Below are 17,401 nucleotides of genomic sequence, written 5' to 3'. Positions count from 1 at the left end.
AATCAAAGGCATTAACTGAATATCGCCTTGTATCACCATCCCTCAGCCCATCCCGTCGGCCCGGACCTCCTGGAGCAGCCCCCAGGTGAAGTCGGCCACCCAGGAGCGCACCCGCCCGTCCGCACCCGGCGCCGCGAAGTCCAGCCGGAAGCGGGTCGGCGCACTCCCCTCGCGCGGCACGGCCCCCGGGAAGGCCGCCCCCACATCGCCCACCACGCAGCCCCACGGCGCCAGCTCGTCGACGGTGCGCAGCACCGGCACCGGGGAGCCGGCCGCCCGGACCAGCCACTCGTTCAGCACCGGCGCGCCGATCTCGGCCGGCCCGAGCAGCACCTCGAAGCGCAGCTCGGGCCAGAGCGGCAGCGCCCACTGCCGGGCCGTGCACGCGAGGTCCCCGATCCGGCGCGGCAGGCTCGCCTCCGCCGGTCCCAGCACGGCGGCGTACCGGGCGGCGCCGCGCGGGAACCGGGGCGCCCGGACCATCGCCTGCCAGCGCTTGTTCGCCTCCCGCATCGCGGCCCGGGTGGCGCCGAGCCGCCGCAGCGCGTCCTCGACCAGCTCGGGGTGGTAGTCGGCCATCCGGCGCAGCAGGAAGAGCTGGAACTCGGTGACCCCGAAGCCGTTGATCGCCATACCGGCAGGCTAGGCCCCGCCCGGCCGGTCGGCGGCTTCTGGGGGTCTCGCCGGACAGGGCCTGGCGGCCACTCTTGTGTTCGCGCAGATGTTCGATTAGCGGCGTAGGCTGAGAGCCATGCACGCGACCGTCCACCTCCAGCCCTCGCTGTTCGAGGAAGCCGCCGACATCCGGCTCGGCCCCCTCGACGGCCTGCAACGCCTGCCGCTCGGTGACGGCGCCTGGCTGGACGTGCTGCCCGGCTGGCTGCACGGGGCGGACCAGCTGTTCGAACAACTGGCGGCCGCCGTACCCTGGCGGGCCGAACGGCGCGAGATGTACGAGCGCACCGTCGACGTCCCCCGGCTGCTCGCCTCCTACGCCGCCGACGCCGAGCCCCCGCACCCGGCCCTCGGCGAGGCCCGCACGGCGCTGAGCCGGCACTACGCGCCGGAGCTGGGCGAGCCCTTCCGCACCCTCGGGCTCTGCTACTACCGGGACGGCCGGGACAGCGTGGCCTGGCACGGCGACCGGATCGGCCGCGGCGCCCGCGAGGACACCATGGTGGCGATCCTCTCCGTGGGCGAGCCGCGCGTCCTCGCGCTGCGGCCGCGCTCCGGCGGCGGGGCGGTAGTCCGCCGGCCGCTCGGCCACGGCGACCTCGTGGTGATGGGCGGCTCCTGCCAGCGCACCTGGGAGCACGCGATCCCGAAGACCGCCCGCCCGGTCGGCCCGCGGATCAGCGTCCAGTTCCGTCCGCGCGGGGTCGCCTGAGCCCCCCGTTTGCCACGCACCGACCGGGCGCGCAGCCTGACGGGTGAGGAGGCTGCCGCATGGACCGGCGGGGCGGCTGAGGCGGCGTGGCGGGTGCGGCTGCCGGGGGCCAGGAGCGCAGCGACCAGGAGGCCGGGATGCCGAAGGCGGGCAGGTACCACGAGGGCGTCCCCTGCTGGACCGTCCTGACCACCCCGGACCTCCCCCGGGCGCAGCGCTTCTACGGCACGCTGTTCGGCTGGGAGTTCGTCCCGACCGGCCCCGCCGAGGCGGTCGCCACCCGGCACGGCGCGCAGGTCGCCGCGATCGGCGCCGCCCCGGAGCCGGCCGGCTGGACCACCCACCTCGCCTGCCGCGACCTGCGCCGTACCGTGGCCGCCGTCCGGGCCGCCGGCGGCCGGATCGCCCGCGAGCCGTACCGGGTGCCCGACCAGGGCCGGGCCGCACTCGCCGTCGACCCCCTCGGCGCGGTGTTCGGACTCTGGCAGGGCGACCCCGTCGAGGGCGCCGGGCTGGTCGACGAACCCGGCACCCTCACCTGGAACGAGCACCTCTCCCCCGACCCGGACGCCGCCCGCGCCTTCTACCGCCGCGTCTTCGGCTACGGCTACGACCGCCCGAGATCGGGCCACACCCTCGCCCGGGTCGCCGGCCTGCCCGCCTGCAGCATCGGCCCCGCCGCCCCGCCCGCGGGCGCCCCCGGCTGGCTCACCCATTTCGGGACGGCGGACACCGACCGCGCCACGGACACCCTGCGCGCCCTCGGCGGCACCGTCCGCACCGGGCCCGCACCGACGCCCTTCGGCCGCTCGGCCCTCGTCCGGGACGACGCCGGAGCGGAGTTCGTCCTGGTCGCCGTCCCCTCCGACGAGATCGAGGCCGCCTGAGCCGACTGTCCGTCACGGTCGCTACGGTGACCTCATGAGTTCCTTCCTGACCACCTACCTGACCCGTATCGCCGACAAGCACACCCTGGCCGGCTGCGCCGACGAGGCCGTACTCCAGGACGCCCTCCGGTACTTCGACGCCGACCTGGACTACGCCGACCAGGAGTTCGCCGACCAGATCGAGGACGGCGCCCCCACCGCCCGCGAGGCGATGCGCGCGGTGGTGTACGGCGGCCCGTACGAGGAGGAACACGCCTTCCAGTACCGCTACGCCTACCGCCGCCTGTGCGGAACGGACGCGACGGTCCTGGACAACCGCTCCTTCGGCCCCTTCCGCGGCCTCTGGCTGGACGAGGTCGACGACGGCCTGCGCGCGTACGGCGTCACCGCCGTCTCGCTCTCGGACTTCCACTACGGCAGCGCCTTCCCCGCCGGTCTGCCCTACGGCCCCGAACTGTCCTGCGGTGAGTGGTCGTCCGAGCGGTGCCGGGAGGCCCTGCGCCAGTTCGAGCGGGCCGAACGCGAGGGCCTCGCCCCGGAGTTGGACCGCGAGGTGGCCGCGGCCGTCCAGGAGGTCGCCGGATGGCTGCGCACGGCAGGGGAGTTCGAGGAGTACGGGGTCATCGGCTTCGTCTCCTGATCCCCCGGGCCGCCCCGGCCCGGCCGCCGGGCGTCAGTCCTTGACCGCGCCCGCCAGCCCGGACACCAGCCTCCGCTGCACCGCGATGAAGAACACCAGCACCGGCACCGTCATCAGGGTGGACGCCGCCATGATCCCGCCCCAGTCGTTCTCGTCCGGCTTGAAGAACACCAGGAGAGCCGAGGGCAGCGTCTGGTTCTGGGTGGCACTGATGATGAAGGTCTTGGCGAAGACGAAGTCGTTCCACGCCGCGATGAAGGAGAACACGCTGGTCGCGGCCAGGCCCGGGGCCACCAGCGGCAGCAGGATCCGCCACAGGATGCGGGTCCGGCTCGCCCCGTCGATCTGCGCGGCCTCCTCGATCGAGACCGGGACGGCCGCGACGAAGCCGCGCATCATCCAGATCCCGAACGGCAGCGAGAACGCCAACTGCACCAGCACCAGCGAGGCCAGGGTGTTCAGCCCGATGCCCGGAGCGAACCGGCCGGCGTCGCGGAACATGAAGAACAGCGGGATGGTCAGCGCCTCGACCGGGATCATCTGGGCGATCAGGAACATCACCATGATCGTGGTGCGGAAGCGGAACCTGAACCTGGTCACCGCCACGGCCGCCAGGAACACCACCACCGCCGAGAGCACCACCACCGACAGCGCGACCACCAGGCTGTTCACGAAGTACCGGCCGAAGCCGTCCACGCTGAGCACCTGCCGGAAGCTCTCCAGCGTGGGGTGGGCGGTCCAGGGCCTCGGATCCAGCGACTGCACCTCGCCCTTGGGCTTGAAGGCCGACAGCACCATCCAGAAGATCGGGAAGGCGGTGACCGCCGCCAGCACGATTGCGCCGGTGTTGGCGGCGAGCCGCCACCGGGCCCGGAGGTTGCCGGGCCGGCGCCGAACGGTCGTCACCGTGCTCACAGTTCGTTCCCCGTCCGTCGCAGGGTGCGGATGTACAGGACCGTCGGGACCACCAGGATCAGCAGCATGATCACACCGATCGCCGCGCCCAGCCCGTACTGCGAGGAGGCGAACGCTTTCTGGTACGCGTACACGTTGAGCACCAGGTTCTGGCCGGCGATGCCGCCGCCCTCGGTCATGACGTAGATCTGGGTGAAGACCTTGAAGTCCCAGATCACCGACTGGATCACCACGATGGTCAGGATCGGCCGCAGCATCGGCGCGGTGATCCGGCGGAAGGTGGTCCAGGTGCCGGCTCCGTCCAGCGCGGCGGCCTCCATGATCTCCTCCGGGATGGCGCGGATGCCCGCGTAGAGGGTGACCATCACGAACGGGTAGGAGTGCCAGACCACCACGGCGCCGACGATCAGGAACGCCGTCCACGTGTCGTAGAACCAGTTGAACTCGTGGAAGCCGCTCAGCCCGAGCTTCACCAGGGTGTGGTTGACCAGCCCGAGGTTGGTGTCGAACAGGAAGCTCCACACCGTCGAACCGGTCATCGCGGGCGCCGCCCAGGCGGCCATCGCCGCCGTGGTCAGCACCAGCCGCGGCCAGCGGCCGACCCTGGTCAGCAGCACCGCGAGGGTCGCGCCGACGGCCAGGGTGGCGACCACGCAGAACCCGGCGAAGCCGACGGTCTGCAGCAGCACCGTCCAGAACTGGCCGTCCTCCAGGATCTTCGCGTAGTTGCCGAAGCCGACGAAGGAGGTCGGGACGCCGCCGGAGGCCTGGGCCTGCCCGAAGTCCAGCACGGACAGCAGCCCGAGCTGGTAGACCGGGTAGGCGACCAGCGGGATCAGGATGACCGCGGCCGGCAGGAGCAGCAACAGCGGGGGCCTGCGGCGCCGGCCGCCCGGGGGTGCGGCCGGCGCCCTGCCCCCACGGCGCCGCGGGGAAGGCGGCGCCGGCGGGGCGGTCGTGGTGGATGCGGACACGTGCGGGACCTGCTCTCTGATCGGCGGGTCGGTGCGCGGGTCTCCGCACACAACGGTCAGGGCGCGGGTGTCAGCGCACGGCTGCCCGCGCACGGCTGTCAGGGCGCGGTTCAGCGCGCGGTTCAGCGCGCGGCGAAGGCCGAGTTGATCTGCGCCGCGGCGTCGGCCGAGGCCTTGGCCACGTCCGCCTTGCCGGTGACGACCTGCTGCAGCATGGTCGGGATCACCGACTGGGCGTCGATCTGCGCCCACGCCTGGTCGAGCGGCACGAAGCGGGTGCCGGCCGCGATGGTGTCGGTGAACGGCTTCAGGAAGGCGTCCTTCGCCCCGACCTTGCCGCTGACGGACGTGAGCGTCGGCAGGTTGCCCATCGCGTCGTACATCTGCTCCTGGTACGCCGGACTCGCCAGCAGTTCGGCGAACTCGACGGCCAGGGTCCGGTGCTTGGCCGCCTTCATCACCCCGAGGTTGTTCCCGCCCGCGAATGCAGGGGCGATCGAACCGGCCTTCTCCCCCGGCAGCGGCACCACCCCGTACTTGCCCTTGACCGCGCCCGCGTCCACCTTGCCGCGGTTGGAGTTGACCAGGATCGCCATCGCCGACTTCCCGGCCGCGAACAGGTCGACGGTCTTGCCGCCGGTCAGGTCCGCGCACTGCTGGGCGGGGCAGCCGTCCGGGCCGAACAGGTCGGTGTAGCGCTTGATCCCGGCCTGGGAGGCGGGCGAGTCGATGGCGGCCTTGAAGGCCGAGCCGCTCTTCGCGGCGATGTCGCCGCCCCCGTCCCAGACGAAGGGCAGCGCACCGAAGGTGTACTTGCCGCCGACCGCGATGCCGAAGGTGTCCGGGTGCGCGGCGTGGATCCGCCGGCCGGCGGCGACCAGTTCGGCGTACGAGGCCGGCGGGTTGAGCCCGGCCTCGGTGAACAGGTCGGTGCGGTAGTAGAGGGCGCGCACCCCGACCCACCACGGCAGGCCGTAGGTCCTGCCGTCGACCACCGCGGTCCTCGCGATCGCCGGGTCGAGGTCGCCCTTGTCCTGCCACCTGTCCAGCTCGGCGCCGATGTCGGCGAGGCCGCCGGCGGCGACGTAGCCGGGCAGGTCGGTGTTGCCGAACTCGACCAGGTCGGGGGCGCTGTCGGGGTCGTTGAAGGCCCCCTTCATCTTGGCGGCGCGGGCCGAGGCGTCGGTGTCGATGTAGCTGACCTTGACGGTGACGCCCTGGTGGGAGGCCTGGAACTCGTTGACGGCCTTGGTGACCACGGCCTCCTTGGCCGCGTTGCCCGCCTCGTTGTACAGCCACACCTGCACGGTGCCGCTCCGGTCGTCGGCGGCCTTGTCGCCGGCCGGTGCGGCGGTGCCCGGGGCGCAGGCCGTGGCGGCGAGGCAGCCGGCGGCGAGCACGGCCGCGGCGGCGGCCCGACTGGTGAGTCGCATGGGTGGAGACCTCCCCTCCCGACAGCTGCCGCCGAGACGCGGGCCGCTGCGGACGGGCGCGTCGAAGCAGGCCCTGACCGGGGCCGATGGTGGGTGGGTGATGGGGGTGACGGCAGGGCGCAGCGCCTCGGGTGGGCGACGCCGCCTGCTCGATGGCAGGGACGTTAGGCGGGGGCGATCGGCCCCAACAAGAGGCGGTTCACGAAGTTTTGCACTGCACAACGTTGTATCGAGGATGCGATGATCCGGGCCCGAAGGGGTACGTTCTGACAACCGCCGCCGACCAGCGGGGGAACACCCGCAGAACCCGGACCAGGGAACGGACCCATGACGGAGACGTCGCCCAAGAAGCCCGCGCAGGCACCCGACTCGGCCGCGTCGGCGGCGAAGCCCACGACCGAACGCAACCAGTCCTCCTCGCTGCGCCGCGCCCTCGCCGTCCTCGGCCACGTCCGGGAGCACGGCGACGGACGCGGCGTCCCGCTCGCCCAACTCGCCGACGCCCTGGGCCTCAACAAGAGCACGGTGCTCCGGCTGGCCGGCCCCCTGCTCGACGAGCACCTGCTCGAACGGGACCGCGAGACCGGCTGGTTCCGCCTCGGCCACGGCGCGCTCCGGCTCGGCCAGGCCTACCTGACCACCCTCGACCTGCGCAGCGTCGCCGCCGAACACCTGCGCCGGCTCCAGCGCGAGGCCGGCGAGACCGTCCACCTGACCGTCTGGCAGTCGCCCGGCATCGTCTACCTGGACAAGGTCGAGGACGAGACCAACGTCCGGATGGCCTCCCGGGTCGGCAGCCGGGCACCCGCCTACTGCACCGCCACCGGCAAGGCGATCCTCTCCTGGCTGCCCGAGGAGGCCGTCACCGAGGTGGTCGCGGCCGGACTGCGCCCGGTCACCGCCTGGACCATCGCGGACGAGACCAGGCTGCGCGCCGAACTCGCCCGGATCCGTGCCCGCGGCTACTCGATCGACGACCGGGAGAACGAACCCGAAGTGCGGTGCGTGGCCGCGCCGATCTTCGACCACACCGGCGAGGTGACGGCCGCACTGTCCGTCTCCGGCCTCACCTCCCGGATGACCGCGGCCCGGGTCCGCGCCCTCGGCCCGGTCGTCGCCCAGGTCGGCCTGCGGATCTCCCGCGAACTGGGCTCCGATCGCCAGCCGTCCTGAACTTCCCGGCCCCGCCCGGGAAACGCGGACGGCGCGGCCCGGGAAACGCGAACGGGGCCCGACACCCGTGAAGGTGCCGGACCCCGCCCGACCTTGGAGCGCCAGGCCCGGATCGCACGGACTCTTCCTACTGAAAGTAGGACGTGCTCTGGTAGCACCACTGACGCCTGACGAGGGATCGTCTCCCTCGCGACAGGAAGAACACTAGCAGCTCAACGCCCATGCACCCAACCACGAACCATCCCCCGGCCCGCCCTGGCCACGACCCTGGAAACGCGGACGGGGCCGGGAGATGCGGACGGGGCGGCCCGGGAAACGCGAACGGGGCCCGACACCCGTGAAGGTGCCGGACCCCGCCCGACCTTGGAGCGCCAGGCCCGGATCGCACGGACTCTTCCTACTGAAAGTAGGACGTGCTCTGGTAGCACCACTGACGCCTGACGAGGGATCGTCTCCCTCGCGACAGGAAGTACAGTACCAGCTCCGTGATCATGCATCGAACCGGAGGCGAACCCGGCATGACGAACACCCGACCGGAGACCGTTCCGTACGCGGACGGACGGCTGTTGGACGTCCACCGCCCGACCTCCGCCGCCACCGCCGGGCCCGCCCCGGTCGTCCTGCTGTGGCACGGCTCCGGGCCCGACGAGCGCGACGTGCTGCACACCGTCGCCCAGGAGGCCGCCGGGCTGGGCCTGTTGGTGCTCGTCCCGGACTGGCGCTCCGACCGGGAGGACGGCGGCCGCGCCGAACTGCTCGCCTCGCTCGCCTTCGCCCGCCGCAACGCCGCCGCGTACGGCGGGGATCCGGAGCGCTTCGTGCTGGCCGGCTGGTCGCTCGGCGGCCGGGAGGCCGTCGCGGTGGCCACCCACCCGGACACCCCGGCCGAGCTGCGCCCCACCGCCGCCGTCGGCATCGCCTCCGCCTACGGCCGTCCAGCCGCGACCACCGGCGACAGCCCGCTCGACCTGCTGGCCGCCGGCCCCTCCCCGGTGCCGATCCGGCTGGTGCTGGGCACGGCGGACGACGTGGTGCCCGCCGAGCTCACCCATCAGCTGCACGCCGTCCTGCCGACCGCCGAGCTGCTCGAACTCCCCACCGACCACGCCGGCGTGGTGATGACCACCTACAGCCCGGAGGCCGGCCGCTGCCTGCCCGCGACCGACCCCGCCACCGTGGCGGCCGGCCGGCAGACCGCCGCCGTCCTCGCCCGGGCGGCCGGCCTCGCGTAGCCGCCCGTCCAACCGGCCTGCCCGGCAGCTCAGTTCCCCGTGACCAGGTCGCCCAGCCCGTGCCCGCGCTCCAGCGCGTCCAGGTCCCGCTGCAGTGGCGGGCGCGGCACGGTGAGCACCGGGCAGGTCGCGTGCCGGACGCAGTAGGCGGCGATCGACGGCCGGATCAGCCGGGAGAGGCAGCCGCGTTCGCGGCCGGCGCCGAGCACCAGGACGTCGCCCGGCCGGTCCGCGCAGCGCAGCAGGGTGTGGGCGGTCTCCCCGCGCATGGCCTGGCAGCGCAGCCGAACTCCCGCGTAGCCCCCGGCGAAGGCCTCGTCGAGCGCCTGCCGCAACCGGGCGACGGCGGCGTCGCGGCCGGCGTCGACCACGGGCGGGCAGACCGTGCGGCGGTACCCGAGTTCCTCGCCCGGCGGAGTCCAGCACAGCACCGCGAGCACCTCGACGTCCGTCCGCCGGGCTTCGGCCACCGCGTGGTGCAGGGCGGCGAGGCTGCCGAGCGAGCCGCTGATGCCGACCACGATCCGGCCTTCGTCCGTACCCGGGTCCGACATGGCCCTCCCTGCCTCTCCGTTCGCGCCGCCCTACCGTGGCGGGTCACCTCAGCAAAGCGGTCCGCCGCCGTCCGCTCCGGCCCGTTGACACGGCTCTGACGCGCCGCCCGGTGTTCCGTACGCGTCCCTGATGCCGGCCGCGCCCAGGGCGGATCGGGCCTCGGACGGATCGGGCCTCGGGCGGGTCAGGCCTCGGGCGGCTCCGGCGCCTGCGCCTCCCACAGGTCTGCGAACATCCGGTCCAGGTGCTCCTCGCCGATCGGCGGGACAGGCAGCGGGTGGGTGGCCTGGGCGCGGAAGCCGTCCAGCAGCAGGGCGAGGTAGCGGCGCCACAGGTCGGGGCGCAGTTCGGTGGTGGCGGGCAGGGCGCGGCAGAGCGGGCCGAGCAGGAACAGCAGGTCCATGGTGACCACGTCGCGCCGCATGGTGCCCTGGTCCTGGGCGCGGGCGATGAGGGAGCCGACGGTGGCGGCGTGGCCGCGGCTGATCTCGATCATGCCGGGGATGCTCGGGATGGCCTGGGTGACCAGGTCGTTGATGCCCCGGTCGGCGGCGACGAGTTCGAAGATCCGCTCGAAGTAGCGTTCCAGGCCGGTCCAGGCGTCCTCGGCGGCGAGCGCCTCCTGTCCGGCGGTGGCCAGTCCGGCCCCGGCGTCCGCGAACACCTCGGCGATCAGGGCCTCGCGGGTCGGGAAGTGCCGGTAGAGGGTGGCGTTGCCGACGCCGGCCTCCTTGGCGATCTGGTCCAGCGGGACGTCGAGGCCGTGCCGGGAGAACATCTCACGGGCGGCGGCGAGCAGGAGGTCCCGGTTGCGCTGCGCGTCGCGCCGGAGCCGTCCCGGGGGGTTCGCGCTGCTCGGTGCCATGCGCAGACCCTAGCAACCGCACGGCCGCCGGGTGTTCACCGGTGCGACGGCCGGGACGATCCCGGGCGGGCCGGCAACTGTCCTACGGGGACACGGAGAAGAGCGGCCCACGGTGGCCGCGCAGGCACGGGGGCGGCATGGCCGCGGTGACGGAGTTGCGGTGCTTCCCGGTGCAGGGCTGGTCCGGGTGCCGCCGGAACACGACCGGGAGCACGTTCTCGGCACTGCGGCCGGGCACGCTGCGGGTGGGGGACGAGCCGACGGTCAGCGACTGGGGCGCGTCCGAGCCACAGGACCAGGACGTGGCGCCTGCGACCCGTGGCACCGTACACATGCGGCGCCGTACGACCCGTGGCGCCGTACGACCCGTGGCGCCGTACGACCCGTGGCCCCGGCGGGCTTCCCCGCCGGGGCCACGGTCACGCCGACGGGCGTCAGCAGGTCTGGTCGACCAGGGAGAACGTGGCGTAGTGGTCGCCGGTGTAGTAGTCCTCCTGGGAGGCCTCGCCAGTGATGATCCGGCGGGTACCACGGGTCGGGGCGCCCGGGGTGATGACGGTGTACTCGTGGTAGTACCCGTACGACTGGCTGGGCAGGACGCCCTCTCTGTTCTGGAAGACCACGCCGTCCTGCGAGTACGGGAACGGCCCGTCCGAGGCGATCAGGTTGAGGGTGTCCGTGGCCTCCGGCGGAAGCGTGGACAGGCACACCGTGCCGCTCACGTCGGCGTGCGCCTCGGTGGCGACGGCGACGGGAGCGAGGGTCATCAGGGCGACGGCGGTGATGGCGGCGGCGCGGGTCTTCCACGCGCGTAGAGTGCGAGTCATGTCCACCAGTGTGGCGAGCCACCGACAACTCCGGAAGGCCTCCGGCGAACTGTTAACCGGCGGGTAACTCACCTTTCCCACCTGCGACTTGACCCGTACGTCACCCCTCGGTGACCCTTCGTCGCGGCCGTCCACGAACCGCCCGCACCCCCCTTGGGTCGACCGCCATCGAACAACCGCACGCCCCGCTGTCGGGCCGCTCACACCTTCACAGCACTCCCACAACGCCCCGTCCGCGCCGCATAGAGTGACGGATCATGTCGGACCGGAACGATCTCTGACGGGGTGGACATGAACACGGGCACTGGCACGGGCACTGACACGGGTGCGGGCACAGCGACGGCTGCGGACACTGGCACGGCGGGCACCGGCACGGCGGGCAACCCGCCCGTCGGCAAGGGCGCGGCCCTGACCGCCCACCAGCTGGTCGGACTGCTGGTCGACCCGGGCGGCTTCCACAGCTGGGACGAACCCCCGTCCGCGCCGCCCGCCGACCCCGGCTACCGCGCCTCGCTCGACCGGGCCCGCGAGCGCACCGGCCTGGACGAGGCCGTGCTCACCGGCCTCGGCCGGATCGACGGGAGGCCGGTCGCCCTGGTCGCCTCCGAGTTCGGCTTCCTCGGCGGCTCGATCGGCGTCGCCACCGCGGAACGGATCACCCGGGCCGTCGAACGCGCCACCGCCGAGCGCCTCCCGCTGCTCGCCCTGCCGGTCTCCGGCGGCACCAGGATGCAGGAGGGCTCGGCGGCCTTCCTCTGCATGCTCCGCATCACCGCCGCCGTCCAGGCCCACCGCGCGGCCGGCCTCCCCTACCTCACCTATCTGCGCAACCCGACCATGGGCGGGGTCTTCGCCTCCTGGGGCACCCTCGGCCAGCTGGTCCTCGCCGAGCCGGGCGCCCGGCTCGGCTTCCTCGGCCCCCGGGTGTACGAGGAACTGCGCGGCGTGGAGCTGCCGGCGGACGTCCAGCGGGCGGAGACGCTGGCCGGGCACGGCCTCGTGGACGCCGTGGTACCGCCGCAGGAGCTGCGCGAGCTGCTCCGCCGCACCCTCACCGTTCTCGGCACCGCTCCTCCTACTTATAGGGGCACCCCGGACACCCCTCTCCCCGAGCGGTCCACCACGCCGCCCGGGGCCCAGGACTCCGACACCCGGCACCCCGACACCCAGGACACCGGCACCCAGGACACCGACGCCCAGGACGCCTGGGACTCCGTCCGCCGTACCCGACGCCCGGACCGCCCCGGCACCCGCGAGCTGCTGCGCCGCACCGCCGAGGAACTGGTGCTGCTCGACGCGCCCGGCGGCCGCGACGGCGCGCTGGTCCGCGCACTCGCCGTGCTCGGCGGCCACCCCGTCCTGGTCGTCGGCCAGCAGCGGCAGGACTCGGCACACGAACGCCCCTTCACCGCCGCCGACCTGCGGGCCGTCCGGCGCAGCGCCCGCCTCGCCGAGCAGCTGGGCCTGCCACTGGTGACCGTGGTGGACACCGCCGGGGCCGAGTTGTCCGCCCAGGCCGAGCTGGACGGGATCGCGATCGAGATCGCGCACTGCCTGACCACCCTGCTCGCCCTGCGCACCCCCGTCCTCGCCGTCCTGCTCGGCCAGGGCTCCGGCGGCGGCGCCCTGGCCCTGCTCCCGGCCGACCGGGTGCTCGCCGCCGGGCACGCCTGGCTGGCGCCGCTGCCGCCGGAGGGCGCCTCGGCAATCGTCCACCGGGACGGCGCCCACGCCGCCGAGCTGGCCCGGGCCCAGGGCATCGGCGCCCGGCAGCTGGCGGAGGTCGGGCTGGTGGACAAGGTGGTCCCCGAGCTGCCGGACGCTTCCGAGGAGCCGGCGGCCTTCTGTGCCCGCCTGGGCGCGGCGGTCGTCACGGCGCTCGGCGAGCTGTCCGCGACCGGCGAGACGGCCCGGCTCGCCGCCCGGGCACTCCGCCACCGGCGCCTGGGCGACCTCCGATGAACTTCGGCGGCCTCCGGTAACCCTCGGCGAGCGGACGGCCGCCGACCGCGACCGGATCGTGTGGCGCCGGGCACAGATCATCAGTACCCAAAGTGCTGTGACCGGACCGTCGGGTGACAGTCGCCGCTCCCAAACGGTGAGTGCGCTCACAGGCGAATCACGCCTACGACGGACGGTAGTGGTGGCGCGGAGCCCTCGCCGCCCCCTCCCGCCGACCGTCGCCCGACCGCCGACCGCCGGGTGTCCGCCCGGTTCCGAGCCCGTCCGCCGGGCCCGCCCCGGCGCCCCTTCGAATCCACGGCCACCTCCGCGCGTACGACGGTGCGTCGTAACGAGGGGGTCTTGGCGACGGCCGATCCCGTCTGGCAACAATGGCTCTCGTCGTCAGCCGCACCGGCTCCTGTCCCGCCGGTCGACGGCTTACCGCCGAGTCGCGCCCCACAACCGCAACGGCCCCTGTCCGGCCCGTGGTCCTGGGTGGGGCGCGACTCGGCCCAACCTGATTGAGGTCCTGACCTACATGCCCGCTTTCAAGCTCCGTATGCGCACTTCCGCCGCGATTCTCGCCGGCGCCGCTGGTCTGACCGTCCTGGGCGCGGGTGTGCTGCCCGCCACCGCGAACGCTGCCACCGCCTCCCCGCAGGCCATCGCCGCGCAGATCGTCCCGGCGAACCAGCTGGCCTCCTTCAGCCAGATCATCTCCCACGAGTCCGGCTGGAACGTGACGGCGACCAACCCGAGCTCGGGCTCGTACGGTCTGGGCCAGGCGCTGCCGGCCTCGAAGATGGCCTCCGCCGGCTCGGACTGGAAGACCAACCCGGCCACCCAGATCAAGTGGGCGCTGGACTACATGAACTCCCGCTACGGCAGCCCGAACGCCGCCTGGAACTTCTGGCAGAACCACCACTGGTACTAAGCCGACCGACCACCGGCTTACCTGCCTCCCACCCGTCTCCTGACCACCTCCCCCTCACCCCGGGGGTCGGACAGGGACCACCGGGGTGACCCGAGAGGGCCCGGGCCCGCGCGATCCGCGTGGCCCGGGCCCTCTCGTGCTTCCCTTCGGCCGCTCTGCCCGGCTGCCGCGCAGCTCGGCGCGCCCCGGCTACTGCACGGTTCAGAGCTCCCCGGTCAGCGCTCCCCAGTTCAGAGTTCCCCGGTTCAGCGCTCCCCGGCTCAGAGCCCGCCGTTCAGCGCTCCCCGGTTCAGAGCTCCCCGGTGAGCCCCAGCAGCTCCCGCATCCGCGCGTACTTGGCGGCCAGCCGCTCGGCGGTCGCCTGGTCCAGCGTGGCCAGTCGGGCCGGATCGGAGTTGTGCGCCAGGTCGGCGCGCTTGACCAGCAGCGCGCCGGGCGTGGCCAGGATCCGCGCCGTGTACGCCTCGACCGGTTCGTCAGGGCGGCGGGTGAGCGCGTCCACGATCGCCTTGGTCTCGTCCGGCAGCGCGGCGCCCGCCAGCCACTCCCGGCTCAGCCGGTCGTCCTCGACGGTGTCGTGCAGCCAGCCCGCCGCGATCTGCGCCTCGCTGCCGCCACGTGCCGCCGTCCCGCCGGCGACCGCCGCGATGTGCTCGGCGTACGGGTGCCCGTTCTTGTCCACCTGCCCCTGGTGGGCGCGCCGCGCGACGGCTTCCACCTCGGACAGGCTCAGGTACTGGTCCTCCATCGGCTCATCGTAGGGCCCGGTCCGTTCCGCCGTTCGCGGGGCCGCCTCCCGGACCTCCTCCGCAGGCCGGGCTCCCCGCCCCCGTTCCGGGGTCCGTTGATCAACACCCCCACGGCCACTGGTTTACTCCCGTCGGGGGGTTCTCGGCGTTACCGGTGCTCCAAGGGCCCTCGGGCGGGCGATCCCCGCCGCCACCCGGCAGACCCTTCCGAGCGATCCGAGGAACCATGCCCGCGCTCCACCCGCTGCTGTCCGCCTTCGCCCCGATCTGGGCCCTCACCGCGGTCGGCTACCTCGTCGCCCGTGCCGGGCTACTCGGGCCGCAGGCCGAGATGGTGCTGACCCGCTTCGTCTTCCACGTAGCGATGCCGGCCGCGCTCTTCCTGATGATCGCCCGCACCCCGCTCGGGCACTTCGCCAACGCGTCGATGCTCGCCTTCGTGGCCGGCGCCGCCGTCGCGACCGGCCTCGGGCTGCTCGCGGGGCGCCTGCTGTTCCGCCGCAAGCGCGGCGAACTGGCGATCGGCGCGATGGCCGCCGGCTACGTGAACTCCGCGAACCTCGGCATCCCGGTGACCATGCAGGTCGTCGGCGACGCCTCCTTCGTCGGACCGGTGATCCTCTTCCAGATCCTGCTGGTCACCCCGGCCGTGCTGGCCGTCCTGGACAGCGGCGCGGCCGGCCGCCGGGCCCTGCTCACCCTGCCGCTGCGCAACCCGGTCCTGCTCGCCACCGCGCTCGGCGCCGTCGCCTCCGCGACCGGGCTGCACCTGCCCGCCGAGCTCAACCACTCCGCCGAACTGCTCGGCGGCGCCGGGGTGCCGACCGCCCTGGTCGCCCTCGGCATGTCGCTGCACAACCGCCCGCCCGCCGACGGACCCTCGCGCCGCGTCGAGGTCGGAGTGACGGTCGCGATCAAGACCCTGGTCCAGCCGCTCGCCGCCCTGGCCGTGGCCGGCCCGGTGCTCCACCTCCCCACCCACCAGCTGCTCACCGTGGTGCTCTTCTCCGCCCTGCCTGCGGCGCAGAACATCTACACCTACGCCCGCGAGTACGGGCAGGGCACCGAACTCGCCCGGGACACCGTGCTCTGGTCGACGCTGGTGTCGATGGCGACCCTGTCCCTGATCGCCTGGAGCCTGGGGCCCGCGTAGCGGTGGGTGGGTCCCGCCGGTCTCGCCCCCACCGGTCTGTGCCCCTTGCCGGTCCACCCCTTCCGGTCCACCCCTTCCCGCCCGCCCCTTCCGGCCCGCCTCTGCCGGCCCGCCTCTGCCGGTCTCACCCCTGCCGGGCGGCGGCCACCACCGAGGTCATCGCCTCCAGGAAGCGCCGGGCCGTCGCCAGCTCCGCCGGGTCGAACCGGCCCATGGCCGCGACCAGGTCCCCGATCAGCCCGCCGAAGAAGCCCTGCCCCAGTTCCATCGCCCGCTCCTCCACCACCAGCCGCACCTTCCGCCGGTCCTGCGGATCGCGCTCGCGACGGATCAGCCCGAGCCGCTCCAGCCGGTCCGCCAGACCGGTGGTGCCGGCCGAGTTCAGCCGGAGCGCCTCCCCGAGGCGGCCCGGGGTGACCACCTCCCCGGCCCGGGCGGCGTCCAGCAGGTGGATCAACGCCCGCAGATCGGTCGGATGCAGACCACTGCGGGCCGCGAACTCGGCCCCGAACAGATCCAGTTCGACCGTCAGACCGCGCAACAGGTGGACCAGCCGCATCGGCTCCTCGACCTCGGACACCCTCTCGTCCTTCCTCGGGCACTCGTGTGCCATTATTCTCTCGCTCAGCGAGATACTTGTTCAACGAGTGATCCAGCGGTGATCCCGCGCCCGACCCGGACGCGATCACACCACACCCCGCGGAGGCCCATCATGTCCGCCCGCACCACCCCCGACCTCGCACCGCGCCTCGCCCCCTTCCTCGCCGCCTACGACGGAATGCTCGCCCGCTGGCCCGTCCCGGTCGAACCACTCACCGTCCGCACCGCCCACGGCACCACCCGGATCAACGCCTGCGGCCCCGCCGACGGCCGCCCCCTCGTTCTCCTCCACGGCGGCGGCGCCACCTCCACCATGTGGTTCGCCAACGCCGGCGCCTGGGCCGAGGCCGGCCACCGCGTCCTCGCCGTCGACCTCATCGGCGACCCCGGCCGCAGCGTCCACGACGGCGCCGCCCTCGGCGACGTCCCCGGCCTGCTCGGCTGGCTGGACGCCGTACTCGACGGACTCGGCGTCCCCGAGACCGACTTCTGCGCCCACTCCTACGGCGCCTGGATCGCCCTCGAGTACGCGTTGCACGCCCCCGCCCGGGTCGGCCGCCTCGCCCTGCTCGACCCCACCCAGTGCTTCGCCGGCTTCCGCCCCGGCTACCTCCTGCGCGCCCTCCCCCTCTTCCTCCCCCGCCGCACCCCGGCCCGCGCCCGTTCCTACCTCGACTGGGAGTCCGCGCCCGGCCCCGCGCTCGACCCCGACTGGTGCGAGCTGTACGCCCTCGGCTACGCCGACTTCCCCGCCTCCCCCGTCATCACCGGCCCCCGCCCCACCCCCGCCCGGCTCCAGACCCTCACCACCCCCCTGCTCGCCCTCTACGCCGCCCACTCCCGCGCCCACGACCCCCACCGCACCGCCGAAGCCACCCGCCACACCCTCCCCCACGCCACCGTCACCACCCTCCCGGACACCACCCACCACACCCTCCCAATGGCCGCCGCACCGCAGGTCAACCACCACGTCCGCACCTTCCTCACCCCACCCCGCCCCTGACCTCCCCGCCCCACCGGCCACCGCCGGACGAAGCCTCGGCGGCGTCCCCGGGTGCGTGCCGGACGGCCTGGTCCGGCACACCCGGGGCGGTCACCCGCCCGCCTGGGTCCGCGGATCGGAGACCGCCTAG

Annotated in this window: 18 protein-coding genes; 9 read left to right on the top strand and 9 right to left on the bottom strand. The window is 73.7% G+C overall.

What is annotated here, in order from left to right; all coding sequences use genetic code 11:
• Window positions 1–42 precede the first annotated feature (42 nt).
• Window positions 43–633 (bottom strand): hypothetical protein, encoded by a 591-nt coding sequence (locus BG452_RS04945; protein WP_188302917.1) that lies wholly within the window; start codon window positions 631–633, stop codon window positions 43–45.
• Between the two features lie 118 nt (window positions 634–751).
• Here BG452_RS04945 and BG452_RS04940 point away from each other — a divergent pair, with 118 nt between their 5' ends.
• The 3 genes from BG452_RS04940 to BG452_RS04930 all read left to right on the top strand — a co-directional run bounded on the left by BG452_RS04940 (window position 752) and on the right by BG452_RS04930 (window position 2,914).
• Complete coding sequence (locus tag BG452_RS04940; RefSeq protein WP_188302916.1) at window positions 752–1,387, top strand: alpha-ketoglutarate-dependent dioxygenase AlkB; 636 nt, start codon at window positions 752–754, stop codon at window positions 1,385–1,387.
• A gap of 137 nt (window positions 1,388–1,524) precedes the next feature.
• Window positions 1,525–2,274, top strand: a complete 750-nt coding sequence (locus tag BG452_RS04935; protein ID WP_188302915.1) for a VOC family protein — start codon at window positions 1,525–1,527, stop codon at window positions 2,272–2,274.
• A gap of 34 nt (window positions 2,275–2,308) precedes the next feature.
• Window positions 2,309–2,914, top strand: coding sequence for a hypothetical protein (locus BG452_RS04930; RefSeq protein WP_188302914.1), 606 nt, complete (start codon window positions 2,309–2,311; stop codon window positions 2,912–2,914).
• Between the two features lie 33 nt (window positions 2,915–2,947).
• Here the strand turns inward: BG452_RS04930 and BG452_RS04925 are convergent, their stop codons facing one another.
• The 3 genes from BG452_RS04925 to BG452_RS04915 form a co-directional block, all read right to left on the bottom strand.
• The gene (locus BG452_RS04925; protein ID WP_317620906.1) at window positions 2,948–3,829 is read right to left on the bottom strand and encodes a carbohydrate ABC transporter permease; all 882 of its coding nucleotides are present in this window, start codon (window positions 3,827–3,829) and stop codon (window positions 2,948–2,950) included.
• Window positions 3,826–4,803, bottom strand: a complete 978-nt coding sequence (locus BG452_RS04920) for a carbohydrate ABC transporter permease (RefSeq protein ID WP_188302913.1) — start codon at window positions 4,801–4,803, stop codon at window positions 3,826–3,828. The genes BG452_RS04925 and BG452_RS04920 overlap by 4 nt, the downstream gene beginning before the upstream one ends.
• A 122-nt stretch (window positions 4,804–4,925) precedes the next feature.
• Window positions 4,926–6,236: an extracellular solute-binding protein gene (locus BG452_RS04915; protein WP_188302912.1), complete on the bottom strand. Its 1,311-nt coding sequence runs from the start codon at window positions 6,234–6,236 to the stop codon at window positions 4,926–4,928.
• Between the two features lie 327 nt (window positions 6,237–6,563).
• Here BG452_RS04915 and BG452_RS04910 point away from each other — a divergent pair, with 327 nt between their 5' ends.
• Both BG452_RS04910 and BG452_RS04905 read left to right on the top strand, forming a co-directional pair.
• Window positions 6,564–7,409: an IclR family transcriptional regulator gene (locus BG452_RS04910; RefSeq protein ID WP_188302911.1), complete on the top strand. Its 846-nt coding sequence runs from the start codon at window positions 6,564–6,566 to the stop codon at window positions 7,407–7,409.
• A 518-nt stretch (window positions 7,410–7,927) separates the two neighbouring features.
• Window positions 7,928–8,641 (top strand): alpha/beta hydrolase family protein, encoded by a 714-nt coding sequence (locus BG452_RS04905; RefSeq protein WP_188302910.1) that lies wholly within the window; start codon window positions 7,928–7,930, stop codon window positions 8,639–8,641.
• Window positions 8,642–8,670: 29 nt separating this feature from the next.
• On the opposite strand, the gene BG452_RS04900 is transcribed toward BG452_RS04905, so the two are convergent.
• The 3 genes from BG452_RS04900 to BG452_RS04890 form a co-directional block, all read right to left on the bottom strand.
• Window positions 8,671–9,195, bottom strand: coding sequence for a universal stress protein (locus BG452_RS04900; protein ID WP_188302909.1), 525 nt, complete (start codon window positions 9,193–9,195; stop codon window positions 8,671–8,673).
• Between the two features lie 185 nt (window positions 9,196–9,380).
• The gene (locus tag BG452_RS04895; RefSeq protein WP_188302908.1) at window positions 9,381–10,061 is read right to left on the bottom strand and encodes a TetR/AcrR family transcriptional regulator; all 681 of its coding nucleotides are present in this window, start codon (window positions 10,059–10,061) and stop codon (window positions 9,381–9,383) included.
• 434 nt (window positions 10,062–10,495) lie between these two features.
• Window positions 10,496–10,888 carry a ribonuclease gene (locus BG452_RS04890; protein WP_188302907.1) on the bottom strand — a complete coding sequence of 131 codons (393 nt, stop codon included), beginning with the start codon at window positions 10,886–10,888 and terminating at the stop codon, window positions 10,496–10,498.
• Between the two features lie 291 nt (window positions 10,889–11,179).
• Here BG452_RS04890 and BG452_RS04885 point away from each other — a divergent pair, with 291 nt between their 5' ends.
• A complete protein-coding gene (locus BG452_RS04885; protein WP_188302906.1) occupies window positions 11,180–12,850 on the top strand; it encodes a carboxyl transferase domain-containing protein in 1,671 nt (556 codons plus the stop codon).
• A 541-nt stretch (window positions 12,851–13,391) separates the two neighbouring features.
• On the top strand, window positions 13,392–13,766 hold the full coding sequence (locus tag BG452_RS04880; RefSeq protein WP_223241757.1) for a transglycosylase SLT domain-containing protein: 375 nt from the start codon (window positions 13,392–13,394) through the stop codon (window positions 13,764–13,766).
• 289 nt (window positions 13,767–14,055) lie between these two features.
• Here the strand turns inward: BG452_RS04880 and BG452_RS04875 are convergent, their stop codons facing one another.
• On the bottom strand, window positions 14,056–14,514 hold the full coding sequence (locus BG452_RS04875) for an HD domain-containing protein (protein ID WP_188302904.1): 459 nt from the start codon (window positions 14,512–14,514) through the stop codon (window positions 14,056–14,058).
• Between the two features lie 227 nt (window positions 14,515–14,741).
• Between BG452_RS04875 and BG452_RS04870 the strand changes: the two genes are divergently transcribed.
• Window positions 14,742–15,668, top strand: a complete 927-nt coding sequence (locus BG452_RS04870; RefSeq protein WP_188302903.1) for an AEC family transporter — start codon at window positions 14,742–14,744, stop codon at window positions 15,666–15,668.
• A 124-nt stretch (window positions 15,669–15,792) separates the two neighbouring features.
• Here the strand turns inward: BG452_RS04870 and BG452_RS04865 are convergent, their stop codons facing one another.
• Window positions 15,793–16,227: a MarR family winged helix-turn-helix transcriptional regulator gene (locus BG452_RS04865; RefSeq protein WP_188302940.1), complete on the bottom strand. Its 435-nt coding sequence runs from the start codon at window positions 16,225–16,227 to the stop codon at window positions 15,793–15,795.
• Window positions 16,228–16,380: 153 nt separating this feature from the next.
• On the opposite strand from BG452_RS04865, the gene BG452_RS04860 reads away from it, so the two are divergent.
• The gene (locus tag BG452_RS04860; RefSeq protein WP_188302902.1) at window positions 16,381–17,271 is read left to right on the top strand and encodes an alpha/beta fold hydrolase; all 891 of its coding nucleotides are present in this window, start codon (window positions 16,381–16,383) and stop codon (window positions 17,269–17,271) included.
• Window positions 17,272–17,401 lie beyond the last annotated feature (130 nt).

The organism is Streptomyces sp. CBMA123, assembly GCF_014596465.1.
Taxonomy (GTDB): domain Bacteria; phylum Actinomycetota; class Actinomycetes; order Streptomycetales; family Streptomycetaceae; genus Kitasatospora.
This window is presented reverse-complemented; position numbering and strand designations above follow the sequence as displayed.

Excerpts from the sequence above, each read along its gene's own strand:
- BG452_RS04875 (WP_188302904.1), bottom strand. The coding sequence starts at position 14,514 with ATGGAGGACCAGTACCTGAGCCTGTCCGAGGTGGAAGCCGTCGCGCGG.
- BG452_RS04860 (WP_188302902.1), top strand. The coding sequence starts at position 16,381 with ATGTCCGCCCGCACCACCCCCGACCTCGCACCGCGCCTCGCCCCCTTC.
- BG452_RS04905 (WP_188302910.1), top strand. The coding sequence starts at position 7,928 with ATGACGAACACCCGACCGGAGACCGTTCCGTACGCGGACGGACGGCTG.
- BG452_RS04890 (WP_188302907.1), bottom strand. The coding sequence starts at position 10,888 with ATGACTCGCACTCTACGCGCGTGGAAGACCCGCGCCGCCGCCATCACC.
- BG452_RS04900 (WP_188302909.1), bottom strand. The coding sequence starts at position 9,195 with ATGTCGGACCCGGGTACGGACGAAGGCCGGATCGTGGTCGGCATCAGC.
- BG452_RS04865 (WP_188302940.1), bottom strand. The coding sequence starts at position 16,227 with ATGCGGCTGGTCCACCTGTTGCGCGGTCTGACGGTCGAACTGGATCTG.
- BG452_RS04945 (WP_188302917.1), bottom strand. The coding sequence starts at position 633 with ATGGCGATCAACGGCTTCGGGGTCACCGAGTTCCAGCTCTTCCTGCTG.
- BG452_RS04915 (WP_188302912.1), bottom strand. The coding sequence starts at position 6,236 with ATGCGACTCACCAGTCGGGCCGCCGCCGCGGCCGTGCTCGCCGCCGGC.
- BG452_RS04885 (WP_188302906.1), top strand. The coding sequence starts at position 11,180 with ATGAACACGGGCACTGGCACGGGCACTGACACGGGTGCGGGCACAGCG.
- BG452_RS04870 (WP_188302903.1), top strand. The coding sequence starts at position 14,742 with ATGCCCGCGCTCCACCCGCTGCTGTCCGCCTTCGCCCCGATCTGGGCC.
- BG452_RS04940 (WP_188302916.1), top strand. The coding sequence starts at position 752 with ATGCACGCGACCGTCCACCTCCAGCCCTCGCTGTTCGAGGAAGCCGCC.
- BG452_RS04930 (WP_188302914.1), top strand. The coding sequence starts at position 2,309 with ATGAGTTCCTTCCTGACCACCTACCTGACCCGTATCGCCGACAAGCAC.
- BG452_RS04895 (WP_188302908.1), bottom strand. The coding sequence starts at position 10,061 with ATGGCACCGAGCAGCGCGAACCCCCCGGGACGGCTCCGGCGCGACGCG.
- BG452_RS04910 (WP_188302911.1), top strand. The coding sequence starts at position 6,564 with ATGACGGAGACGTCGCCCAAGAAGCCCGCGCAGGCACCCGACTCGGCC.
- BG452_RS04880 (WP_223241757.1), top strand. The coding sequence starts at position 13,392 with ATGCGCACTTCCGCCGCGATTCTCGCCGGCGCCGCTGGTCTGACCGTC.
- BG452_RS04935 (WP_188302915.1), top strand. The coding sequence starts at position 1,525 with ATGCCGAAGGCGGGCAGGTACCACGAGGGCGTCCCCTGCTGGACCGTC.